The organism is Streptomyces sp. ME02-8801-2C, assembly GCF_033793965.1.
GTDB lineage: Bacteria > Actinomycetota > Actinomycetes > Streptomycetales > Streptomycetaceae > Streptomyces.
Genome location: NZ_JARAXP010000001.1, coordinates 866,875 through 888,771, shown reverse-complemented (window position 1 = coordinate 888,771; position 21,897 = coordinate 866,875). Strand labels below are relative to the sequence as shown.

The following is a 21,897-nucleotide window of genomic DNA, read 5'->3' as shown; positions in this document are numbered from 1 at the left end:
GGGATTCCGGACGGGCGTTGTGAGTTCACTCGACATGCGATCACCACGACGACACTGGCGACACTGGCATCGACGACACCTGCACCTACGGCACTTGTGGCGACGACACCTGAATCACCGCACGGGTTCCGCTCGTGCGCCAGCGCTGCCCCTCCGCGGCGACGAGCGCCGCCTCGGTCCGGGCGTCGAGGCCGACGATCACGTCCGACTTCAGGGTGCGCAGGGCGGCGACCGGGCCTGGGAAGTACGCGGTCACGTCGGCGAACGGCGTGGTGGGGGGCCTGAGGCGGTCACCGACCAGGCGACGGTAGTTCAGGTCCCCCTTCATCAGGGTGACCGTGGCCGAGGCGAACTCCTCGCGAAGGTCGTCAGGCATCTCCGTGTACGGGAGCGGGCCGCAGGAGAAGGGGTGGGCGCGTACCACGAGCCGGCCGTCGGCCATCGCGGACCAGAGGCGACGGCCGTACGCGGTGGCCTCCCCCGGCGCGCGGGTCAACCGGCGCAGGGCGTCGACAACGTCGGCGGTCGTCGCGTCGGAGACGAAGTACGGGTGCGGTTTGACGTGCAGAACCGCATGTCCCGCATACCCCTGGGTGAGCAAGTGGTCCAGGAGCAGCAGGTCGGGCACGAGCTCGCGGCCCGCGTTGTCCGCGACCAGACACACCGTGCCGGCGGCGCGTCGGGCGGGCCCGAGCAGCGACCAGAGGGTCTCACTGTCGTCGGCGACGAGTCCGGCCGCCTCTCCGCCCTCGTCCGCGCCGGAGAGCCTGAAGCCCAGGTCGGCCCGGTTGCCCCACAGCGACCCGTGGAGCAGGGCACGCGCCTGCTCCTCCTCGGGCCTGCCCACAAGGTCGTCGAGCGTGGCGAGTTCCTCGTCGGTCTCGGGGGCGTCCAGTTCGGCGAGCTTGAAGGGGCGGAAGGGGTCGATCCCCCGCCATGCGGCCTCGCTTCCCTCGCTCCTCCCGCTTTCCCCTGTCACCCCGAAGTACCCGACCGCCTGAAGGAGTTGGCGGTAGAAGTAGCCCTCCGCCCACAGCCACGGCACATCGAACCAGGACTGTCCCGCGTACTCCCGGGTGCCCCACTCCTCCCACTGCTCACGGTCCTCGGCGCCGGCGGGGAGCGGTTCGACGGCGCCCTCGGTGCAGTTCTTGAGGAGCGCGTCGAGCGCGCGGTGCTGCTCGGGGCCGTACGGGAAGGCGTCCCGCACCTTCCGGATGAGCGCGGGGTGCCGCTCGGCCAGCACACTCCAGGGGAACGAGCCCGGCTCGTTGCCGAGGATCACGGGCGGGGACACGGAGTCGGAGGCAGGCATACGACTCACCGTACCGTCAGCGAAAAACGCGGCCGGGGACATCAGCACGCACAGGCGTCACGCACAGGTTCACTCACGAGCCTCACGCGCGAACCGCAGACACGAACCTCGCGCGCGGGCCGGCGGCCCGGAACCCGCCACCCTGCCCCCCGCAGGCGGGCGCAAGCCCGCGCACCGGGGTCGGACGGGACCGCCCTTCCCAACCGCCTCACGCCACCGCCCGTATCTCCCGCTCCAGTTGCGCCACCAGGCTCAGATACCGTGCCCGCCTCGGCGTGGGCACCAGTGCCCGGATGGTGAGCCGCCACATGTCCGCCGTGCGCCGGGGCTGGCGCGCCACCGGCTCCACCGCGCGGCTGACCACGCGGCTGCCCACGAAGAAGCTGACGAGGGAGTGTGCCATCGCCTCGACATCGACGTCCGGATGCACGTCGGCCTCCCTGACCGCCCCGATGAGTTTGCCGGAGACCATCTCCGACCACTCCCGGAAGGGGTGTCGCAGCGGCGGTCGTACGGCGACGTCTCCGGCGGCCAGACGCAGGCCCGCCCGGGCGATCGGACCCTCCACGGCCATGCGCGTGATCCCGAAGGTGACGCGGATCAGTGCTTCGAGCGAGGTGTAGCCGCGGCCGTCGATGTCTCTGGCCATCCGCCGGGAGGTCCTGGACTGGATCTCCAGGATGATGTGGGCCAGGTCCTCCTTCGCCGCGAAGTGGAAGTAGAGGGCGCCCTTGGTGACATGGGCGTGCTCGACTATGTCGCTCAGGCTGGTCGACTCGTAGCCGTGCCGGTCGAACAGGTCGGCCGCCGCCGTGATGATCGTCGCGCGGGTCTGCTCGGCGCGTAATTGCCTCGCCATCGCCGTCCGTCCCTCCCCAACGTCCCGGTGCTCCCGAACTCCCCGAAGAAAAACGGGATATGCCGTTTGTTTCTTACTCCCCGTACAAGATAGCCGACCGTTCCGCAGTGCCCACCACACACTCGAAAACCGCGCTTCCCTCCTGCGTTCCCACCACCTTCAGGGTGCCGTCGCCCTCGTCCGTCGACTCGATCCAGGTGGGCAGGTCCAGTTCGGCGAACCGATGGAAGGTCGTGTCGAAGGACACGGGTATCAGGCCGCTGTCGGGGCCCGTTCGCGCCATCGCGGCCTGGCGGGCGGACTCGAGGAGCAACATGCCCGGTATGTGGTCAAGTGGGTGATCGAAGAAAACGGCATGACCGGTATCAACTCTCAACTGCCAGTGACCTTCCGCCTGTTGAGGTGGCGCCAGCACCACATCCGCCGCGGATTCCCGGCCGACGTCAGCGGCCAGGAGGCCCGGCGGCACGGGCAGCGCGGTGACCGTGTCCGCCGTACGGCCGCCGCGCAGCCGGCTGAAGACGGCGCCACTGGTGCAGGTGAAGGCGACATCGGCGTGCGCGACCCGCATGCCGTCAAGCCGTACGTCGGCCTCGTAGCGGGCCGAGACAAGACGCTTGCCGCGGTGGCGGATGTCGGAGAAGGTGATGTCGACGACGGGTTCGGCCGGGACCGGCCCGACGCCCAGGTACTCAGGGACAGTGGTGATCCGGAATTCCTGGAGCACGAACTGGTGGTCCAGCGGCACCTTGTACTCGGTGTGGTTGAGCAGGGTTCCGGCCTGGCGTACGGTCTCCACGACGAGCAGCGGATCGTATGCCGTCCGATCGGGCGACACGTGTAAGCAATGGGCACGCGGCCATTGCGCGGAGACGCTGAACCGGTCGGTCCCCGTTCGGGACCAACTGGTCGGGAACGTCTCGGCGATCGCCGCGCGGTGCACCAGCTGACGCGGAACACCAGCCGTCATGGTCGGGATTTCGGCAGACTGCGGCACTGGAGGCAATGTCTCTCCCTCGGTCCCCGTGTGGCGTGGCAGACGGAAAGGCGCCCGCTCCGGTGAGCGATAGAGTACGAGGCGACCGGTTTGTTTTCAACGAGATGAGTCGGTCCGGCCCTATGATCGGCGGTTCCGGCGCACCTGACCCGCGCCGCACACGCCAGTACGACACCCACATTCGGCACCGGCACGGACACCGGTCAACTGGGCGCCAGGGAGGGGCTCTTATGGCGAAGCAGGAGCGCGCCATCAGGACGCGCAGGGCGATCCTGGAAGCCGCGGGCGCGGTTTTCGACGAGCACGGCTACACCTCCACGACCATCTCGATGGTGCTGGAGCGGGCCGAGGTGACCAAGGGCGCCCTGTACTTCCACTTCCCCTCCAAGGAATCCCTGGCGCAGGCGGTCCTCGACGAGCAGGTGCCGTTCGGCAGTGTGCCGCCGCAGCCCTGCAAGTTGCAGGAGATCATCGACATGACGTTCGTGGTCGGCCAGCGACTGCGGACCAACTCCCTGCTGCGGGGCAGTGTTCGGCTGGCGGTGGACCAGGAGATGCCCAACCACGTCGATCACTCGCAGCCCTTCAGGCAGTGGTCTGAGCGGCTGACGTCCCTTATGGAACAGGCACTTGAGCAGGGCGAGTTGCTGCCCACGGTGGATCCGCCGGAGACGGTGGACCTGTTGGTCGGCGGTTTCACCGGCATCCAGCTGATGTCACGGGCGATGACCGACCGGGCCGATCTCGGCCACCGGCTGTCCGTGCTGTGGGCGCACATCCTGCCGAGCCTGGCGGTGCCGGGGCTGCTGCTCGGCCTCGACAGCAGGGCGGACCGGGGTTCCCGTGTCCTCGCCGTGCCCGACTCGCTCGATCTGAAGGCGTCGTGATCCTGCTGACCGGCGCGACCGGCACCGTCGGCCGCCAGGTCGCCGCGCGCCTACCCGCCGCCGAGCCCGTACGGCTGCTGGCCCGCGACCCGGCCCGCGCCGCCGCGTTCGCGGGCCCGCAGGCCGAGGTGGTGGGCGGCGACTTCGAGGACCCCGCGAGCCTGCGCGGGGCGCTGACCGGCGTACGGTCGGCGCTGCTCGTCACCGCGGACCCGATGACGCACGTACACGACGAGAACTTCCTACGGGCCACCCGGGACTCGGGAGTTCACCATGTGGTGAAGCTGACCACCCTGTCGGTGACCGAGCCCGACGCGACCGACCTGGTGACGGAGTGGCAGCGGGAGAACGAGGGACTGCTGCGCGGCTCGGGGCTGTCCTGGACCCTGCTGCGACCGCGTGCGTTCATGTCCAACACGCTGGGCTGGGCCCGTTCGATCCGGACCGAGGGTGTGGTGCGGGGCGCGAACGGCACGGTGGCCACCGCGGCGATCGACCCGCGGGACATCGCGGATGTGGCGGTACGGGCACTCACGAATCCGGCGGAACACACCGGGCGGGCGTACGCGCTGACCGGGCCTGCGGGGATCACGCCGGTGGAACAGACGGAGATCCTGGCGGAGTTGCTGCGTCGGCCGCTGAAGTTCGTGGAACTGACGGACGATCAGGTGCTCCGGGGACTGCTGGAGCGCTGTCCGGAACCGGTGGCCCGGGCCCTCGTGGAGAGTGCCGCGCGGGGACGGGACGGCTCGAAGGGCCAAGTGGAGCCGGACGTAAAGAAGTTGCTCGCCCGCCCGGCACGCGGGTACCGGGACTGGGCGACGGAACAGCTGACGGAGTTCGGCGGCCCGGCACCCGAGTGACGAGCGCGGGCGCGCTCGCGAACACGGCCCCCACATGACGACGGGCCGGCCGGCGTCCATCCACGCCGGCCGACCCGCCCGTTTCTGTCACTCCGCCGGTTCGCTCACCGGCGGGTGGTTCGGCCGCTGGGTCGCGGGGCCGTCGGGCCGCCGAGTCCAGCCGGCCGGATCAGAAGGTGAGCTTCCACCCGTTGATCTTGCCGGTGTCCGAGGAGGCGACGTCCTGGACGCGCAGCTTCCAGGTGCCGTTGGCGACCTCGCTTGAGGCGTTCACCGTGTACGTGGTGTTCACGTTGTCGGCGGAGTCCGAGGTGCTCGAGGCCTTCAGCGGGTAGGTCGAACCGTCGGGAGCCACCAGGGTGATGACCAGGTCACCGCGGTAGGTGTGGGTGATGTCCACGCCGACCTGCAGGGCCGAAGGGGCGTTGCCGGTCCGGCCGGTGACGGCGATCGAGGACTCGACGGCGGAGCCGTTGTCCGGGATCGAGACGGCGGTGGAGGAGGAGAAGACGGTCCCCGTCGTGCCGCCACCGGTGCTGCCGCTCACGGCCTGCACGGTCTTGGTCGCGTCGGCCAGGCCCGCGCCGCAGCCGAGCGAGCAACTGACGGGCAGAGCACGGGCGTTGCTCTTGATGGCCGTTTCGATCTGCGCCGGGGTGAGCGAGGAGTTCGCCGACTTCATCAGCGCGACCAGACCCGCGATGTGCGGGGTGGCCATGCTGGTGCCCTGGTAGTAGGCGTACGACTCGGTGCCCGGGGTCTTCGTGCCGGAGTTCAGCGTGGAGAGGATGCCGTTGGCGGTGCCGGTGCTCATCTCGCCACCGGGGGCCGAGATGTCCACGACGGAGCCGTAGTTGGAGTACGAGGCGCGGGCGCCGGTGCGTCCGGTGGCGCCGACGGTGATGACGTTGTTGCAGTTCGCCGGGTTGGAGGTGGAGGCGTTCGCGTTCTCGTTGCCGGCCGCGACGACCACCGTGGTGCCGCGGTTGACCGCGCCGGTGATGGCGCTCTGGGTCGCCGCGGAGCAGGCGCCGCCTCCGCCGAGGCTCATGTTGATGACCTTGGCGACGTTGGTGTTGGCCGGGACACCGGAGACGGTGCCGCCGGACGCCCAGGTGATGGCATCGATGATGTCGGAGTCGTAGCCGCCGCACTTGCCGAGCGCGCGGACCGGGGAGATCTTCGCGTTGTACGCGATGCCCGCGACGCCCTTGCTGTTGTTGGCGACGGCGGCGATGGTGCCCGCGACGTGCGTACCGTGCCAGGAGGAGTCGCTGCCCTCGGTCTGCTCGCACTCACCGGCGGCGTACCAGTCGCCGGGGTCGGCCGGGTTGCTGTCACGGCCGTTGCCGTCCACGGAGACCGCGGTGTCGGAGATGAAGTCGTAGCCGCCGACGATGTTCGCGGCGACGTCGGAGTGCGTGACATAGCCGGTGTCGATGACGGCGACGGTCACGCCGGTGCCGGTCGAGGTGGTCCAGGCACCCGGGACGCGCATACCCGCGGTGGACTCGAAGAGGTCCCACTGCTTGGCGTACTCGGTGTCGTTCGGGTCCGCCATCGGCTTCTTGAGGCGGTCCGGCACGACGTAGGCGACCTGCGGGTCGGCCTGGTACTCGGCGATCACGTCGGCGACGTCCGTCTTGCTGAGCTCCTCGCCCAGGTCGACGAGGGCGGCACCGGTGCCGAGGCGGCGCTGGAAGTCCAGGCTCTCGCCGGCCTCCTTGCCCTTGGCGGCGGCGTCGGCGTCGGCGGCCTGGTTCGACGTGGCCTCGGCGGCGCCGGCCTTGTAGCCGACGATGAGTCGCTCGGCCGGGGCGGCGACCGCCTGCGCGGTGGCGTCCGGGGTGGCGACCTGAGCGGCGGGCTCCTGGGCGACGGCGACCGAGGTGGTGGCCGCGGCCACCAGAGCGGCGGAGACCGCGGCGACGGATATCAGCTTCCGCCCCGTGGCACGGGTGGGTGAAGTACGCAAGGGCTTTGCCTTTCGGGGCCGTACTCCGAGCCGCGGGGCAGCGGGGAGTGGCGGGCGAATCGCTTCGTCTTCGAAGCGGCGGGGGGTGCGGTTCGAAAAGCGGCGCAGCGGCCGGCCAAGCGCGAGCGGCCCGTTTCGGGGTTTCCTGTGGGGCGGCTGTGGTGGAACAGTAGGCAAAGGGAAGGTCATCCGGATACAGAGGAAACCCTCGATCGGTCCGGATCCCCACCCTCGAGAGCCGGAAACAGCCCCTGCACGAAGGCCAGTTGACCGGATTGGGCGGGTTGCGCGGGATTACCTGGGCATGGGGTGGGTCGCTCCGAGGGGGAGGCGGGACGGTACGGGGACGGTCACGTCGTGTCGGGGCCGTGGGCCGGCGATTGAACACGGCCCGCCCGTCTCCCGTACTGCCCGAGAGCAGACCCGTCCCGGGTCGGCCCGCTTGCAGACCTGCTCACCCTCGGTCGAGGAGACGTCCCGGATGACCGCCCACCGCCGCACTCTCCCGGCCGCCGCACTCGCCGGCGGCGCCGCCTTCGTGGCTCCGCTGCTGCTCACGTTGTCGGCGGCGGGTCCCGCTCAGGCGCACGGCGCGCCGACGAATCCGGTCAGCCGTGCCTTCGCCTGCTCCCCCGACGGCGGCAGTCAGGCCGGTACGGCGGCCTGCCGGGCGGCTGTCGCCGCGAACGGCGGGGCGCCCTTCACCTTCTGGGACAACGTGCGGGTCGGCGAGGTCAACGGCCGGGACCGCGCGGTGATTCCCGACGGCCGGCTGTGCAGCGGCGGGCTGTCCGACTACCGGGGGCTCGACCTCGCCCGCGCCGACTGGCCCTCGACGACGCTGTCACCGGGCGCCCGGCTGACGATGACGTACCGCTCGACGATCCCGCACACCGGCACGTTCAAGATGTTCCTGACGAAGCCCGGGTACGACCCGTCCGGCCCGCTGAACTGGTCCGATCTGCCGGACCGGCCGTTCGCCGAGGTCAAGGACCCCGCGATGACGGGCGACGCGTACCGCATCGGGATGACGCTGCCGTCGGACCGGACCGGGCGCCATGTGCTGTACACGATCTGGCAGAACTCCAGCACGGCGGACACGTACTACTCGTGCTCGGACGTGGTGTTCCCGGCAGCGAAGAGCAGTACGGGCGGCGCCGGGGGTTCCGGCGACACCGGCGCGAGCGCGCCGACGGCATCCCCCACGGCTCGGGCCGGCTCGACGGCGTCGAGCTCGCCGAGCGTGGCGGCAGAGCAGCCGGCACCGGCCGTGGAAAGCGGGCCGGCGGCGGAGACGGGACGGGCGGCGGAGTCCGCCGACTCCGCCGCCCCACAGGCCGCAGGCACCGTGGCCGGCGCCCCGGTGGCCTCGGCCACCGACGGCACCGGGACCCGGCACCTGATCGCGGGCGGGGCCGCGGCCGTACTGCTGGCCGTGGTCGCCGCCCTCGCCCTGCGACTGCGCAACCGGTGAACACCGGCCGCGCAGCCGATCATTGACGGTTCGTCAGTTGACGAAGACCGTGGCGTTGCCCTGCGTCACGTCCTGCACCGGGGCGTACTTCGCGGTGAAGTAGCCGTTGGCGAAGCACAGCGACGAACCGGACGTCTTGGTGAAGGCCTGGGCGGCGAAGTTGATGCTGTTGTCGGCCTCGCCGGTCGTACCGGACAGGCTGGGCGCCTGGTAGACGCAGTTGATGGTGCCCAGCAGGGTACGCAGCACCACGGTCGTCTGGATGGTGGAGTCCGCGGCCGGGGTGACGGTGACCGTGCCGTCGGAGCCCACCGCGGTGGTGTACGGCAGGTTGTTGACGGTCACGCTGTTCACGCCGAGCACACCCAGGACGTTGCTGGTGCAACTGCCGAAGGTGTGCGCGGTGACCGACTCGGTGGCGGTGCCGGGCGCGGCGGGGTTGTCGTCGACCCTCGCGGTGAAGGTGGACGCCGCACACGTGACGCCACTGGTGCCGGTCGCGCTGGAGTAGAGCGTGGCCGTGGTGCCGGTGGCGAGAGAGGCGCTGAGGACGTCGCCCACGGCGACGGCGTCGCCGGCCCCGCTGTTGATGGTGAGCACGGTGTCGGCGGCGGACGCGGGGGTGACCGCGGCGACCGACAGTCCGGCGACGGCGGCGGCGAGGGCGAGGACGGTGCGGGTACGAGTACGCATGATGCGGGTGCCTCTTTCTGGAGCAGGGGGTGTTGGGGGGTGGTGTTTTCTGGGGGTGGCTTCGATGTGGTCGGGACACGCGGAAGCGCGCGTTTCAGGACACATGAAGGGCGCGGAATGACGGCGTCGCCGGCCCGTGACGCCTTCTCCGTACGCGACGGACCGGCAACGACAACCGGCCGGTGACCGGTAGGAAGGCTTGGAGGGAGGCTTCCTGCCGGACCGGGCGGGACAGGGGCGAACCGGCGGCGGCCCATGGGGGAAACGGCCATGCCGGTGCCTCGGATGTGGACTGCGGAATGAGCAATGAGTCCGGGAGAGCGGTGACACGCACCGCTGCGGATCCGGCGCCACGGATCCGGGGAAACCAGGTTGAGTTGTAGACCTGAGGGACCGTCAACGTCAAGGCATCGGACGGAAGTTGGCGGCTCGGGTCGTACTTGTCGGGGAATCCGCCGACGTGTCTCCCGCTGAACTCCGGCGTGCTTCGGCGGGCCTCGCGACACCCCTCTCAAGGCCGTCTGGGAGCCCGGAACGGGCCCCGAACGGGCCTCGATCCCCCCGAGAAGTCACAGGTGGCGCATAATCCGCACCCTTTTTCCACAACTCCCTTGACCCCCCAAAGTAACCACGGGTAACTTCCTCCCGGCTACTGGGGCGTAACCGTGAAAGTCCTTGCAACCGCCGGGAGTTGTGAAGACGGAGTTCGCCGCAGCCGCTGTCCGCGCCAGGACAACGTGCCACTGAAGCTTGACCAGCATTGACGCAGTTTTGACTATGTACTGGGAGCAGCCATGGCCTCGTCCTCGGACGCCTCGTCGTCCGCCGGATCCAACCCCGAGCAGCCAGGAAGCGCCAACGCTTCCGATGGCGCCGCCGGCACGGGATCCACCAACGTGTCCGAATTCTTCGAAGGTGCCGGAAAAGGCACCGAGCGACGCGGGCGGGTCCGTCTGCGCCGCGCCGCCGTGATGGCGGTGCCGGCCACGCTGGTCGCCGCCACGCTCGCGGTTCTCACGGCGGAGGGCGCCCTGGGCGTCCAGTTCGCCATCTCCGGTATGCCGTTCACGGTCACCGCGACCGAGATGACCGGCAACGGGTTCGAGCAGTTCGGTGCCCTCGACCACATGATCGAGCACAGCCCGAACGAGGGTGACACCGGCGGCCAGGTCCTGGTCATCACCACCGCGATCAAGAACGCGTCGATCACCAAGCTGTGCCAGAGCGTCGACCTCGGCGGCATCAACCTGCTGATCAAGGCGGGCGGCAACGGCACTCCGGTGACCGCGACCGACCTGACGCTCGACGGCACCGAGCAGTCGGGTGACGCGTCCTTCACCAACATCGAGATCGGCAACGACGCCAGCACGCTCAGCAAGGCGGGCGTCCAGGGTCCGGCCGGCGTCTTCAGCCAGCAGGCGGACACCGTCCGTATCGCCAACCTGCGGTCGACCAACTACGCCACCACGGCGGCCGTGTTCAAGCTGCCCGGCCTGAAGCTCAGCTTCAGCCCGTCGGGTTGCTGATGACCGGCCTCGAGCAAGAGGGGGTGGGGCCCGCCTTCAGAAACTGGCGGGCCCACCGTCCGTTCGTGGGCGGGCTGCTGCTCACCCTGGGCGGGGTGGAGATCCTCATCACGATGAAGGTCTCCCTGAAGATCGTCGTGCACCTGGGTATGCAGGGTCTGGCCGGCTTCATGCTGCCGGCGCTGATGGTGGTGTGCGGTCTGCTGATCCTCTTCAACCCCGCGCAGCGCCTGTTCTACTCGATCGTCGGCATCATGCTGACGCTGGGCACCTGGGTCACCTCGAACCTCGGTGGCTTCTTCGTGGGCCTCGCCCTCGGAGCCGTGGGCAGCTGCATGGCCTTCGGCTGGCTTCCAAATCAGGACCCGCGGGTCAGCCGTCGGCAGCGGCGGAAGAACGAGCAGCAGGGCAAGGCCGCCATGGCGGCCCCGGAGACGACGGAGGCCGCAGCGGCGGACGACGGTCAGGCAGAGGGCGAGGGCAGCCTGCGCGGCTCGATCCGCTCCTCCACTGCCGTGTCGCCTTCGCATCTGACGACATAGGCGCCCCTGCCCGGCAACTCCGCGACCGCCTCGACGAGTTCGGTTCCTCGGTAGACGAGACCGACCCCGTCGTCCGTGCAGTGCGTGGTGGGCAGGGTGCCGTCGGCAACGAGCCGGTGCACCAGCGGGCGACGCCCCGCGTCACTGTCGTAGTGCACCCCGTTGCCGTACGGCAGGAAGCCCAACGCGTTGGTGAGCGGCCGGAGTTCTGGGCCGAAGGAGTCGGTGGTGCCCCCTCTGAACCAGCAGAGGGAGCCCGCGCTCACCCCGCTGAGCACGACCCCCGCCTCCCAGGCGCGCCGCATGATCCGGTCGAGGCCGTGCACCCGCCACACCGCCAGCAGATTGGCGACCGAGCCGCCCATGACCCAGACGACGTCCTGGTCGAGCACCGTGCCCTCGATGTCGTCCACGTTGGGCATGGGGAAGAGATGCAGCGGGGTGAGGTCGAAGCCCGCGACCCGGGCCGCCTCACCCATGCGGGCGGTGAAGTGTTCGGCGTCCCCGATGGCCGTACCGACGTACAGGACGCGCGGTCTGCGGCCGTGGACGCCCGAGAGGTCGACGGCGTGATGCACCAGGGCGTCGAACGCCACCATGGTCCGGCCGCCGGTGCGGTGTCCGCCGGAGGTCGCGAGGACGGTCGGTTCGGAAGCGGCCATGCGGATGATCTTACCGATCGGCGACAGGCTCCCGTCGGTCGGCCGCGGGCTCGCTCCTGACGGCAGCCGCAGCCCCCTCCGCACCCTCCCCCACCTGCGGGTCCGCCTTCATCGCCTGCGCCTCGCTCTTGAGGATGCGCATCGAGCGGCCCAGGGCGCGTGCCGTGTCCGGCAGCTTCTTCGAGCCGAACATCACGATGAACACGATCGCCACGATCAGCAGGTGCCAGGGTTCCAGTCCGTTGCGGAGCACAACCTCACCGCCCTTTCCTTCGTCACACATGACAGTTGCTACTTTGCGCAACTGTACAACCAGGGTGAGACGTCAGAAGGGCGCCGATGACCACCAGCACCAGCAGGGCCGTACCCCCGCGACACCGGTCCGCCGCGGGCACCCGGCGGCGCAAGCCGGTCAGGCGTGGACGGCTGGCCCTGGCGATCATCCTCTCGCTCCTGCTGCTCGCCGCGGCCGGCGCCGGCTGGGTCTATCTGAAGCTGGACAGCGACATCAACACCTTCGACGCGGGGGGCCTCTCGGACAACCGGCCCGCCGCGGGCTCGTCCAAGGGCGAGAACGTCCTCGTCATCGGCTCGGACGCGCGCAACGACGGAAACGCCGCCCTCGGCGGCGGCGACGTCAACGACATCGGCCGTTCCGACACCGCCTTCCTGCTGCACATCTACGCCGACCACAAGAACGCCGTCGCCGTCTCCATCCCGCGCGACACCCTGGTCACCATCCCGCCCTGCAAGCTGCCGGACGGCAAGTGGACGACCGCGCAGCCGGACATGTTCAACGCGGCCTACTCGGTCGGTGAGACCCGCACGGGCAATCCCGCCTGCACGCAGAACACGGTCGAGAGCATCACCGGGCTGCGCGTCGACCACACCGTGGTCGTCGACTTCAAGGGCTTCGCCGCGCTGACCGACGTGGTGGGCGGGGTGAAGGTGTGCCTCCCGCAGAACCTGTACGAGCGAGATCTCAACCCCCATCTCGACTCGCGCGGCAAGCTGCTCTTCGACAAGGGCGAGCAGAAGGTCTCGGGGCAGAAGGCGCTGGACTACGTCCGGATCCGGCACGGCATCGGCGACGGCTCCGACATAGGCCGGATCAAGCGCCAACAGGCCTTTGTGGCAAGCCTGTTGAAGGAGGTCAAGGACAACGGGCTGAGCCCGACCAAGCTGCTCCCCCTCGCCGACGCGGCCACCAAGTCCCTGACCGTGGACCCCGGTCTCGGCTCCGCCCAGAAGCTGATCTCCTTCGCGATGTCGCTGAAGGACATCGACCTGCACAACACGAAGTTCGTCACCATCCCCTGGCGGTACCAGGGTTCCCGCGTCGCGATCGTCGAACCCGACGCGAGCGACCTCTGGGCGGCCCTGAAGGCGGACCGCACCCTGGACGGCAAGGACGCGAGCGGCAAGAAGAAGGCCACGCCGAGCGCGCGCCCGGCCGCCATCCCGACTCCCGTGTCCGGCGAGGGAATCGCGGTCACCGTCTACAACGGCACCACCGTCACGGGTCTGGCCGCGAAGGCCGCCGCCGAGCTGACCGCCGAGGGTTTCACCGTCACCGGCACGGCGACCGCGCGCAGCCAGGACCACGCGACGACGGTCATCGAGTACGGCCCCGACCACAAGACGCAGGCACAGACAGTGGCCCGCGCCTTCCCCGGCGCGGCCATGCAGCCGGTCCCGGGGGCGGACATCAACGTGGTCGTCGGCCAGTCGTACAAGGGCGGCGCCACGGCCGCACCGCAGCCGACCTCGGTCCCGAAGGACGTCGTCGAGGGAGCCCGCTCGGCGGACGACAACCCCTGCTCGAACCTGACCTACGGCTGACCGGACCCCCGGTGCCGCCGGGCGACGGCGAGCACACCCCCGTACAGCGCCGGCACGACCGCCACACCCGCGTAGTACGGACCCGCCAGCCCCACCAGTCCCAGCGCCGGGCCGAGCGGGGACAGCGGCAGCAGCAGCCCCACGGCCGCGAGCGCGGCGGCCGCTCGCCCGACGGCTCCCGTGAGCCGGCCTCCGCCCCGCAGGAGGACCATCGCCACGGCCTGGGTGAGGAGGTTCTCGGTGAACCAGGCCGAGTGGAAGACGGCCCGGTCGTCCAAGGCGTCGGGCCCGTGCGGCGCGAGGGCGAGCACGACGAAGGTCGTGAGGTCGGCCAGGGCGTTGAGCGCGCCGAAGCGGCCGAGGAAACGGAGGAGGTCGCGGGAGCGGGGAACGGTCGGCCCGGCAAGGACACCGGGCGCGGGACGGTCGTACGCGTACGCCAGTTGGGCCGCGTCGAAGCACAGGTTCTGGGCGAGGACCTGGGCCGGGAGCATCGGCAGGAAGGGCAGCAGGAGCCCGGCGGCGAGCATCGCGACGACGTTGCCGAGGTTCGAGGAGAGCGTGACGCGCAGATACGTGGCGATGTTGCCGCCGCTGTGCCGCCCGGCCGTGACGGCGTGGGCGACGGCGGCGAGGTCCTTGTCGCCGAGGACGACGTCGGCGCTCTCCCGGACCACGTCCACGGCGGCGCGCGGCGCGATCCCGACGTCGGCGGCGCCCAGCGCGGGCACGTCGTTGACCCCGTCCCCGAGGAAGCCGACGGCGTGGCCGCCCGTCCGCAGCGCGGAGACGATCCGCGCCTTGTCGGCGGGGGTGCAGCGCGCGAAGACGGTCGTACGGCGAACCAGGTCCGTCAGTTCGGCGTCGCCGAGGCCGGCCAGCGCGTCCCCGTCCGCGACCTCCCCGGGGTCGAGACCCAGGTCGTGGCAGGCGCGGGCGGCGGTGCCCGGATGGTCGCCGGTGAGAACCTTCACCCCGACGCCGAGCGCGGTGAGGTCGCGCAGGGCCCCGGCGGCGGTGGGTGCGAGGTCGTCCCGCAGGGCGACGAAGCCCCGGAACGTCAGTCCCGGTAGGTCGGCCGGGGTCCAATCCCGGGTGCGCGCGGGCCGCTCGGCGGTGGCGACAGCGAGCAGTCGCAGTCCGCGTGCCGTCTCCCGGTCGGCGCGGGCGAGCAGCCGTGCCCGTTCGGCGGGGTCCAGCGCGCACCGCCCGACGACGTCCGCGACCGCGCCCTTGACGACGAGGACATGGTGCCCCGGCCGCCCGCGTACCACCGCCGTGGCCAGTCGCCGCACCGGATCGAAGGGCAGCGCCGCCACCCCGTCGTACCGCTCGCCGACCGGACCCGCCGCTGTCAGCAGCGCCTCGTCGAGGGTGTCCGGGGTGGGCGGATCGGCCAGTTGCAGGGTCCACCAGGCTGCTGTGGCGGCCCAGTCGAGGACCGCCGGATCGTCGTGTCCGGCCCCGTCCACGGCCCGTTCGACGACCGGCCGGTCCCGGGTGAGGGTGCCGGTCTTGTCAAGGCACAGGACGTCGACCGCGCCCAGGTCGTGCAGCGCGGGCAGCCGTTTCACCACGATCCCGTGCGCCCGGGCAAGCCGCGAGGCCTCGCGCGCCAGACAGGTGGAGACAACGACCGGCAGCATCCCGGGCGTCAGCCCGACGGCCACCGCGACGGCGAACGGCAGTGTCTCGGGCCCCTGCCCGTGCAGCGCCCCGCTCGCCATCAGCACGAGTGGCGGTGCGAGCAGCATGAACCGGATCAGCACCCGGGCGACACCGTGCAACGACCGGTCGAAAGCACTCCGCCGCGGGTTCGTCCTCGGGTGCCTTGCCGGGTTCCGCTTCGGGTTCCCCGCCCGGCGCACGGCCGTCTCGTGCGCGCCCGCGAAATGCGTGCGCGCCCCCGTGGCCACCACCACGGCGGTGGCGCTCCCGGAGGCGACGGCGCTGCCCTGGAAACACAGCTCGCGCCTCGCGAACAGGCCACGGCCCGCCCCCTCCTGCCGTACGTCCTTGGCGACCGGCGCCGACTCGCCGGTGAGCGGCGCCTGGTGCACGGTCAGCCCGGTCGCGCGCAGCAGCCGTACGTCGGCCGGGACCAGGTCACCGGGCCCGAGCCGGATCACATCGCCCGGCACGAGGTCGGCGACCGGGATCTCCCGGGCGTGCGGCGGCCCGCCGGTGTCCGGGCGGCGCAGGACGGTCGCGGTGCCGGCCCCGAGCTCGCGCAACCCGGTGAGGAAACGTTCCGCCCGGTGTTCTCCCGTGGCGCGCAGCACACAGCCGACCGCGACCAGGGACAGGATCACCGCGGCCGTCCCCCAGGCCGTGACGGCCGCCGAGACGAGCCCGAGACAGAGCAGTACAGCGGTGAAGGGGTCGCGCAGGCTCCGTACGAACCGGACGGGCCAGGGCGTCGGACGGGCAGCCGGGAGGACGTTCTCGCCGACCACCGCCAGCCGCGCCTCGGCCTCGCCGTCGGTGAGACCGCGCGGGGAGCTGTCGAGGCTCCGCAGTGTCCGGAAGTCAGACTCCACGGAGGTGCCGTACGGGGGCGTGCTCGGCGCGGTCGGTCAGCCGCCCGACCAGCAGCCGTACGACGGTCACGATGTCGGGGTCGTCGACGAAGTAGACCTGCCGGCGGCCTTCGCGCCGTGCGCGCACGAGCCCGGCGAGTCTCAGTTTGGTGAGGTGCTGGCTGACGGCGGGCAGGGCGCCGCCGACGCGCTCGGCGAGGCCGGTCACATCGCTCTCGCCCTGGGCCAGCGCCCACATGATGTGCAGCCGGGCGGGCGAGGCGAGCAGACCGAAGGCCCCGGCGGCCTCCACCAGCACCTCGGCGGGCGGATCGTCGAAACCGGAACTGTCGGTACCTGTCACCACCGGCCCAGTTTAGGCCGGGGCCGGACCTGTGCTGCGCCGCACGATGAGATGGGCGGGGATGACGGTGACGAGGTCGGTGTCGGTTTCCCTACCCGCGGTACCCGGGTCGGTGCCGCCGTCGATCCGGGCGAGGAGCAGCCGCAGCGAGCGGGTGCCGATCTCCTGGAAGTCGGTGCGGATGGTGGTGAGCGGCGGCAGCAGATGGGCGGCCTCCGGGATGTCGTCGTAGCCGACGAGGCTGACGTCGTCCGGGACCCGGCGGCCGGCCTCGTGGAAGGCGCGCAGCGCGCCGAGCGCCATCTGGTCGTTGGAGGCGAAGACGGCGGTGACGTCCGGATCGCGGGCGAGCCGCCTGCCCAGTTCGTACCCGGAGTCCGCGCTCCAGTCGCCGGCGAGCGGCTCGGGCACCTCGGCCCCGGCCTTCTCGAGGGTCTCGCGCCAGCTCGCGGCCCGGCGCTCGGCGGAGGTCCAACCGGCCGGTCCGGCGATGTGCCGGACCGTTCGGTGGCCCAGGTCCAGCAGGTGTTCGGTGGCCAGGCGCGCTCCGCCCCTGGAGTCGGCGGTGACCATGGGGGTGTCGTCGCCGAGGGCGTTGTCCATCACGACGAGGGGGATGTCGAGGTGGGCCTCGGCGAGCGCCCGGCCGACGCGCCGCTGCGGGGCGATGGCGATGACACCGTCGGCGCCCTCCGCCGACAGCCGGTCCACGGCCTGGACGACGGTGTCCCGGTCGGCGGTGTCGAGGGCGATGGAACTGACCAGGTAACCGGCGTCCTGGGCCGCGGTGTTGATCGCGGTGAGCGTGGAGGCGGGCCCGTAGCGGGCCGCGTCGAAGGAGATCACCCCGAGCATCCGGGTCCGTCCGCTGGCCAGCGAACGCGCGCTGCGGCTCGGGCGGTACCCGAGCGACCGCATGGCCGCCAGCACCGACTCGCGGGTCTCCGTCCGGACGGCCGGATGGTCGTTGAGCACCCGCGACACGGTCTGCTTGGAGACACCGGCCAGCCGTGCCACGTCGTCCATCACCGGCCGCGTTCCCGCGAAGTTGCGTCGGCTGCGTCCCTTGGGGGCGGCGCCACCACCGGCGCTTCGGGTCATGGGGGTCGCTTCCTTCGGCTTCGTCCCGTGGCGGTCGTGCCCCGCCCGGCTGGCCCACAGGATAGGCCGCCGGACGGCGGTCACCACCGGCCAGGACCTACCCTGTGATCATGTGAGTCCGGACCGTGACCCACTCGACACGCTCGATCCCCGCCTCCCCCACCGGCACGGGCACCGGCAGGTGCACGGGTGCCCCGGCCGCGAACGGCAGCACCTTCACCCGCAGCCCGCCGTCGGCGCGCAGGGCGTGGTCCGGCAGTCGGCCGAGGCCGATCTCCCAGACCCGCCCCGAGTAGAACTGGTCGGCGACCAGCGTGTCCCCGGCATACGCGCGGGCCACGTCCCCGGTCCAGTGGACGCGCAACAGCGTTCCGTCGCGCGGGAGTTCGTCCGGCAGATGGATGAGGTACTCGGCGGCGGCCGTGTCGAAGTGATTGTCGGCGGGAGCACTGGCCCGGCCCAGTACGCCGGTGACGGGGTCGGGGGCGGGCCCGGCGGCCCGGACGAGGGAGACGTCGAGGGTGCCGGAGGCACCGCCCGTGGGAAGCGTGTAGCGGGTGAACACCCCGTCCGACTTCGCCGTCAGGTTCCCGCCGGGAGGGCTTTCGGGCGCGGGCAGCACGGCGAACGACGGCCTTGCCGACGCGCTGTGCAGCCGCACCTCCCCGGCCACCGCGTCGAAGACGACCCCGTCACCGCCGTCGCTGTCCCTGTCGCCGCACAGGACGATCCGCTCGGCACCCCAGGCCACACCCCGGTAGGCGGTACGCGCCGTCGCCGCGTCCAGGACGAGCAGGCCGACCTGTCCGCCGTCCACCGTCCCGACCTCGACGAGGGCGTCGGTGCCGGGCCGCAGTCCGGTGACGAGGAAGCGTCCGTCGGCGGAGGCGACCTTCCCCATGGGGGTGTGCACATACCTCAACGTGCCGATGTCCAGGGCCAGTTCGACGGGGATCCCGTCCGTGGCCGCCAGCACCAGGACGGTACGTCCGCCGGCGTCGACCGTGCACACCGGCTGGGCGGTGGCCCAGTCGAGCCGCAGGCCGGCCACGTCGAGCCGTAAGGGCCAGCAGAAATAAGCACCCTGAGGGACCGTCACCGGCACGCTGGGCAGCGTCAGTTCGGGAGCGTCGGGAAACTCCACGGTGAACGACGTGTCCGGATGGTCCGGCAGCGGTTGGTGCGGCTGGTGGTTGTTGACGAACAGGAAGCCCGAGCCGCCGTCACCGCGTACCGCCCAGCGCAGCGTCTCCCGGTCGTCCTGTCCGGCAGGCCGCAGCTCGGGCAGCACGGACTCCATGGGTGCGATGCGCTCGCCGAAGTCCGCCAACATCAGGTGCTGCAGGCGCAGTTCGTCGTACGAGGGCCGGTACTGCCCGTACTCGCCGAGCGGTGCCTGGAAGTCGTACGTCAGGACGGGGAGGTCGTTCGGGTAGTCGGTGGCGTGGGACTCCTGGAGGGTGGTCAGCTCGCCCACCGGATTGGTGCCGCCGTGGAACATGTAGTAGCCCTGCCAGACCGAGCCGCACCCGATCTTCGTGAGCCCGAGCGCGCCGACGTCGGCGGCGTCGACCCGTGGCCTGCGGTGGTAGGCCACCGCCATCCCGCCGCCCAACTCGCAGGTGGCCCAGGGGAATCGGTCGGTCGGCACCGGTTCCTGACCTCGCACCCGGGTCGGCCGAAGGTCGGCGCCGATACCCTCGTCGTCACGCTGGTGGGTGAAGAAGAAGTGCTTGCGGCAGGTGTCGGGCCAGCCGCCGTCCCAGTCGGTCCAGAAGGTCTCGGGATAGCCGCCGTAGAGCGGAAGCAGCTCGTCGGGCGGGAGTTGGACCCCGCCCCAGGCCGTCGAGGTCCAGAGCGGGGCGCTGAGCCCGGCCTCCCGCGCCATCCGCTTCAGGGTGCGGAGGTGGCCGGGCTGGTCGTACAGCTCGTTCTCGATCTGGATGGCGACGACCGGTCCGCCGTGCGCCCGGTCGAGCCCTTTCAGCTGCTCGGCGATCGCGGTGAACCAGCCGCGTACGGGTCCCAGGTAGTCGGGGTCGTCGGTGCGGGGTGCGCCGGTGCGGGTGAGGAGCCAGTCGGGCAGCCCACCGTTACGCACCTCAGCGTGGCTCCAGGGCCCGATGCGCGGGATGAAGTCGAGGCCGTGGCGGGCGCAGAGTTCCGCGAACCGGCGCAGGTCGCGGTCGCCGTCGAAGCGGAGCCCTCCCTCGATCTCCTCGTGGTGGATCCAGATGAGGTAACTGGCGACGGCCGTCACCCCGCCCGCCTTCATCTTCAGGAGCTCCTCCTCCCACTCGCCAGCCGGGTAGCGGCTGTAGTGGAACTCGCCGGAGACGGGGAACCAGGGGCGTCCGCCGCGCGTGAACCAGCGGCTGGTCACCTCGATCGGGTCGGCGGCCCCCGGCGCGTCACCGAACGGGAGGTGGCCGGTGAGCGGGGGCCCGGCGGGCGGGGGAAACCGGAGGTAGTGGTGGGTCACGGCTTCACCGGTCCCAGGTCGGGGGCGTCGGTGAGCAGGGCCTGCGTGGAGGTGGTGGCGTTCAGCTCGAGGAGGAGCAGGTCGTTGGCACCCGGGCGCAGGACGGGGGCGGGCACGTAGAGGGTGCGCTGCGGGCCGCGGTTCCAGTAGCGGCCGAGGTGGAAGCCGTTGATCCAGGCCTGGCCCTTGGTCCAGCCGGGCAGTGACAGGAAGGTGTCGGCGGGGGTCTGGACCTCGAACGTGCCCTGATAGAAGGCGGGTTGGGTAGAAGGGACCGCACCGGAGGGAGCGAGGGGCAGCGCGCTGAGGTCGTCGAGGGTGAGCGGGTGGCTGTCCCAGCCGCGCAGGGCGGTGCCGTTGAAGCTGACCGTCCCGAGGAGACCCTTGGCCGAGCCGATGCGCGGCCCGTAGTTGACCCCACCCATGTTCTCCACGAGCACCTCGACCGCCGCTCCCGCGAAGGGAATCCGCACGGGCAGGGACTCGTCGTGCCGCTCGCGTTCGAGTACGCCCACGGGCGCGCCGTCGACGAACACCTGCGCCCGGTCGCCCACCCCGCCCGCGAAGTGCAGCAGTCCGTCGCCCGCGAGGGGGGCGATGGTGCGGTAGAGCACGTATCCGGCGCGCAGCCCCAGTTCGTCCATGGTCGCCGGGTCCTCGGTACGCACGGCCTTGGCGAGGAGCCCGGCATGGGGCAGCAGAGGTGCGCTCTGCCCCAACTCGACGACAGTGGGCGGGAGTTTGACGCTCGGCGCGGGGACCGGCTCGTCGGGGACGGGTGCGTGCCGGGCGATCACCTCGCGGAAGGCGTGGTACTTCGGGCCGGGGTCGCCGTTCTCGGTGAGGGCGGCGTCGTAGTCGTAGGACGTGACGATGGGCTGGTAGGCGTGGTCGTGGTTGGCGCCGTTGGTGAAGGCGAAGTTGGTGCCGCCGTGGAACATGTAGATGTTGACGGACGCGCCCGCCGAGAGCAGCCGGTCCAGGTCGGCTGCGGCGTCCGCCGCGTCCCGGGTGTGGTGCTCCTCGCCCCAGTGGTCGAACCAGCCGATCCAGAACTCCGCGCACATCAGGGGCCCTTCGGGTTGGTGGGCCCTCAACTGCTCCAGGGACGCGGCGACTTTGCTGCCGAAGGTGCCCGTGGTGAGCACACCGGGGAGGCTGCCGGCCGCCAGGTGCGCGGGGTTGGCCTGGTCGCAGGTGAAGAGCAACTCCCTGATCCCGCGCGAGCGCAGAGCCTCCGCGAGATGCTCGAGGTACGCGGTGTCGTCACCGTAGGCCCCGTACTCGTTCTCCACCTGGACGGCGATGACGGGACCGCCCGCCTCCGCGAGGTACGGCAGCAGGGGCGGCAGCAGCAGATCGAGGTAGCGGTCGATGGCGCCCGTGAACCGGGGGTCGCTGGAGCGCAGCCGGATGTCGGGGTCGGTGGTGAGCCAGGAGGGCAGCCCGCCGCCGTCCCACTCGGCGCAGATGAACGGGCCGGGCCGCAGCAGGACGTGCAGCCCCTCCGCCTTGGCCAGCCGCAGGTAGCGCGGCAGATCGAGGATGCCGTCGAGGGCGAGGGTGCCCGGTTCGGGCTGGTGGAGGTTCCAGGGGACGTATGTCTCCACGGTGTTGAGGCCCATCAGCCGGGCCTTGCGCAGCCGGTCGGCCCACTGGTCGGGGTGGACGCGGAAGTAGTGCATCGCGCCGGAGATGATCCGGAACGGTTCGCCGTGCAGCAGGAAGCCGTCGGACGTCGTTGTCAGAGCGGGAGCGGACATGAGGGGAGTTCCCTTCGGTCGGGAGCGGGATCT

General features: G+C 71.1%; 18 protein-coding genes. 6 read left to right on the top strand and 12 right to left on the bottom strand.

The annotated features are described in order from the left end of the window. Positions 1 to 85 precede the first annotated feature (85 nt). The 3 genes from PV396_RS03755 to PV396_RS03745 all read right to left on the bottom strand — a co-directional run bounded on the left by PV396_RS03755 (position 86) and on the right by PV396_RS03745 (position 3,144). Positions 86 to 1,315 (bottom strand): damage-control phosphatase ARMT1 family protein, encoded by a 1,230-nt coding sequence (locus PV396_RS03755; protein ID WP_319200193.1) that lies wholly within the window; start codon positions 1,313 to 1,315, stop codon positions 86 to 88. Between the two features lie 208 nt (positions 1,316 to 1,523). Beyond that, positions 1,524 to 2,174, bottom strand: a complete 651-nt coding sequence (locus PV396_RS03750; RefSeq protein ID WP_319200191.1) for a ScbR family autoregulator-binding transcription factor — start codon at positions 2,172 to 2,174, stop codon at positions 1,524 to 1,526. A gap of 73 nt (positions 2,175 to 2,247) precedes the next feature. After that, complete coding sequence (locus PV396_RS03745; protein ID WP_319200189.1) at positions 2,248 to 3,144, bottom strand: ScbA/BarX family gamma-butyrolactone biosynthesis protein; 897 nt, start codon at positions 3,142 to 3,144, stop codon at positions 2,248 to 2,250. A gap of 257 nt (positions 3,145 to 3,401) precedes the next feature. On the opposite strand from PV396_RS03745, the gene PV396_RS03740 reads away from it, so the two are divergent. Further along, positions 3,402 to 4,058 carry a ScbR family autoregulator-binding transcription factor gene (locus tag PV396_RS03740; protein WP_319200187.1) on the top strand — a complete coding sequence of 219 codons (657 nt, stop codon included), beginning with the start codon at positions 3,402 to 3,404 and terminating at the stop codon, positions 4,056 to 4,058. After that, positions 4,055 to 4,921 (top strand): NAD(P)H-binding protein, encoded by an 867-nt coding sequence (locus PV396_RS03735; RefSeq protein WP_319200185.1) that lies wholly within the window; start codon positions 4,055 to 4,057, stop codon positions 4,919 to 4,921. Before PV396_RS03740 ends, PV396_RS03735 begins: the two co-directional genes overlap by 4 nt. Positions 4,922 to 5,090: 169 nt before the next feature. Here PV396_RS03735 and PV396_RS03730 read toward each other — a convergent pair whose 3' ends face one another. Then, the gene (locus PV396_RS03730; RefSeq protein ID WP_319200183.1) at positions 5,091 to 6,896 is read right to left on the bottom strand and encodes a S8 family peptidase; all 1,806 of its coding nucleotides are present in this window, start codon (positions 6,894 to 6,896) and stop codon (positions 5,091 to 5,093) included. 481 nt (positions 6,897 to 7,377) lie between these two features. On the opposite strand from PV396_RS03730, the gene PV396_RS03725 reads away from it, so the two are divergent. Next, a complete protein-coding gene (locus PV396_RS03725) occupies positions 7,378 to 8,370 on the top strand; it encodes a lytic polysaccharide monooxygenase (protein ID WP_319200181.1) in 993 nt (330 codons plus the stop codon). Positions 8,371 to 8,403: 33 nt separating this feature from the next. Here PV396_RS03725 and PV396_RS03720 read toward each other — a convergent pair whose 3' ends face one another. Then, complete coding sequence (locus PV396_RS03720) at positions 8,404 to 9,063, bottom strand: Tat pathway signal sequence domain protein (RefSeq protein ID WP_319200179.1); 660 nt, start codon at positions 9,061 to 9,063, stop codon at positions 8,404 to 8,406. 971 nt (positions 9,064 to 10,034) lie between these two features. Between PV396_RS03720 and PV396_RS03715 the strand changes: the two genes are divergently transcribed. Further along, entirely contained in the window at positions 10,035 to 10,589 is a 555-nt protein-coding gene (locus PV396_RS03715) for a DUF6230 family protein (protein WP_416071334.1), read from the top strand. Further along, a complete protein-coding gene (locus PV396_RS03710) occupies positions 10,589 to 11,131 on the top strand; it encodes a DUF6114 domain-containing protein (protein WP_319200175.1) in 543 nt (180 codons plus the stop codon). Before PV396_RS03715 ends, PV396_RS03710 begins: the two co-directional genes overlap by 1 nt. On the opposite strand, the gene PV396_RS03705 is transcribed toward PV396_RS03710, so the two are convergent. Beyond that, entirely contained in the window at positions 11,053 to 11,793 is a 741-nt protein-coding gene (locus PV396_RS03705) for a peptidase E (protein ID WP_319200173.1), read from the bottom strand. The genes PV396_RS03710 and PV396_RS03705 overlap by 79 nt on opposite strands. Positions 11,794 to 11,803: 10 nt before the next feature. Continuing rightward, positions 11,804 to 12,046, bottom strand: a complete 243-nt coding sequence (tatA, locus tag PV396_RS03700) for a Sec-independent protein translocase subunit TatA (protein ID WP_319200653.1) — start codon at positions 12,044 to 12,046, stop codon at positions 11,804 to 11,806. Between the two features lie 86 nt (positions 12,047 to 12,132). Here tatA and PV396_RS03695 point away from each other — a divergent pair, with 86 nt between their 5' ends. After that, positions 12,133 to 13,635: an LCP family protein gene (locus PV396_RS03695; protein WP_319200170.1), complete on the top strand. Its 1,503-nt coding sequence runs from the start codon at positions 12,133 to 12,135 to the stop codon at positions 13,633 to 13,635. Here the strand turns inward: PV396_RS03695 and mgtA are convergent. The 5 genes from mgtA to PV396_RS03670 all read right to left on the bottom strand — a co-directional run bounded on the left by mgtA (position 13,626) and on the right by PV396_RS03670 (position 21,864). Beyond that, positions 13,626 to 16,175 (bottom strand): magnesium-translocating P-type ATPase, encoded by a 2,550-nt coding sequence (mgtA, locus tag PV396_RS03690; RefSeq protein ID WP_319200168.1) that lies wholly within the window; start codon positions 16,173 to 16,175, stop codon positions 13,626 to 13,628. The genes PV396_RS03695 and mgtA overlap by 10 nt on opposite strands. Beyond that, positions 16,165 to 16,521: a metalloregulator ArsR/SmtB family transcription factor gene (locus tag PV396_RS03685; protein ID WP_319200166.1), complete on the bottom strand. Its 357-nt coding sequence runs from the start codon at positions 16,519 to 16,521 to the stop codon at positions 16,165 to 16,167. The genes mgtA and PV396_RS03685 overlap by 11 nt, the downstream gene beginning before the upstream one ends. Before the next feature lie 9 nt (positions 16,522 to 16,530). Next, positions 16,531 to 17,619, bottom strand: coding sequence for a LacI family DNA-binding transcriptional regulator (locus PV396_RS03680; RefSeq protein WP_319200165.1), 1,089 nt, complete (start codon positions 17,617 to 17,619; stop codon positions 16,531 to 16,533). 97 nt (positions 17,620 to 17,716) lie between these two features. Continuing rightward, positions 17,717 to 20,101, bottom strand: coding sequence for a beta-galactosidase (locus tag PV396_RS03675; RefSeq protein WP_319200163.1), 2,385 nt, complete (start codon positions 20,099 to 20,101; stop codon positions 17,717 to 17,719). Continuing rightward, entirely contained in the window at positions 20,098 to 21,864 is a 1,767-nt protein-coding gene (locus PV396_RS03670; protein WP_319200161.1) for a beta-galactosidase family protein, read from the bottom strand. The genes PV396_RS03675 and PV396_RS03670 overlap by 4 nt, the downstream gene beginning before the upstream one ends. Positions 21,865 to 21,897: the final 33 nt, after the last annotated feature.

Bases quoted from the DNA above. Each gene is read 5' to 3' on its own strand.
- PV396_RS03755 (WP_319200193.1), bottom strand. From the start codon at position 1,315: ATGCCTGCCTCCGACTCCGTGTCCCCGCCCGTGATCCTCGGCAACGAG.
- PV396_RS03750 (WP_319200191.1), bottom strand. From the start codon at position 2,174: ATGGCGAGGCAATTACGCGCCGAGCAGACCCGCGCGACGATCATCACG.
- PV396_RS03745 (WP_319200189.1), bottom strand. From the start codon at position 3,144: ATGACGGCTGGTGTTCCGCGTCAGCTGGTGCACCGCGCGGCGATCGCC.
- PV396_RS03740 (WP_319200187.1), top strand. From the start codon at position 3,402: ATGGCGAAGCAGGAGCGCGCCATCAGGACGCGCAGGGCGATCCTGGAA.
- PV396_RS03725 (WP_319200181.1), top strand. From the start codon at position 7,378: ATGACCGCCCACCGCCGCACTCTCCCGGCCGCCGCACTCGCCGGCGGC.
- PV396_RS03720 (WP_319200179.1), bottom strand. From the start codon at position 9,063: ATGCGTACTCGTACCCGCACCGTCCTCGCCCTCGCCGCCGCCGTCGCC.
- PV396_RS03715 (WP_416071334.1), top strand. From the start codon at position 10,035: ATGGCGGTGCCGGCCACGCTGGTCGCCGCCACGCTCGCGGTTCTCACG.
- PV396_RS03710 (WP_319200175.1), top strand. From the start codon at position 10,589: ATGACCGGCCTCGAGCAAGAGGGGGTGGGGCCCGCCTTCAGAAACTGG.
- PV396_RS03705 (WP_319200173.1), bottom strand. From the start codon at position 11,793: ATGGCCGCTTCCGAACCGACCGTCCTCGCGACCTCCGGCGGACACCGC.
- PV396_RS03695 (WP_319200170.1), top strand. From the start codon at position 12,133: ATGACCACCAGCACCAGCAGGGCCGTACCCCCGCGACACCGGTCCGCC.
- PV396_RS03680 (WP_319200165.1), bottom strand. From the start codon at position 17,619: ATGACCCGAAGCGCCGGTGGTGGCGCCGCCCCCAAGGGACGCAGCCGA.
- PV396_RS03670 (WP_319200161.1), bottom strand. From the start codon at position 21,864: ATGTCCGCTCCCGCTCTGACAACGACGTCCGACGGCTTCCTGCTGCAC.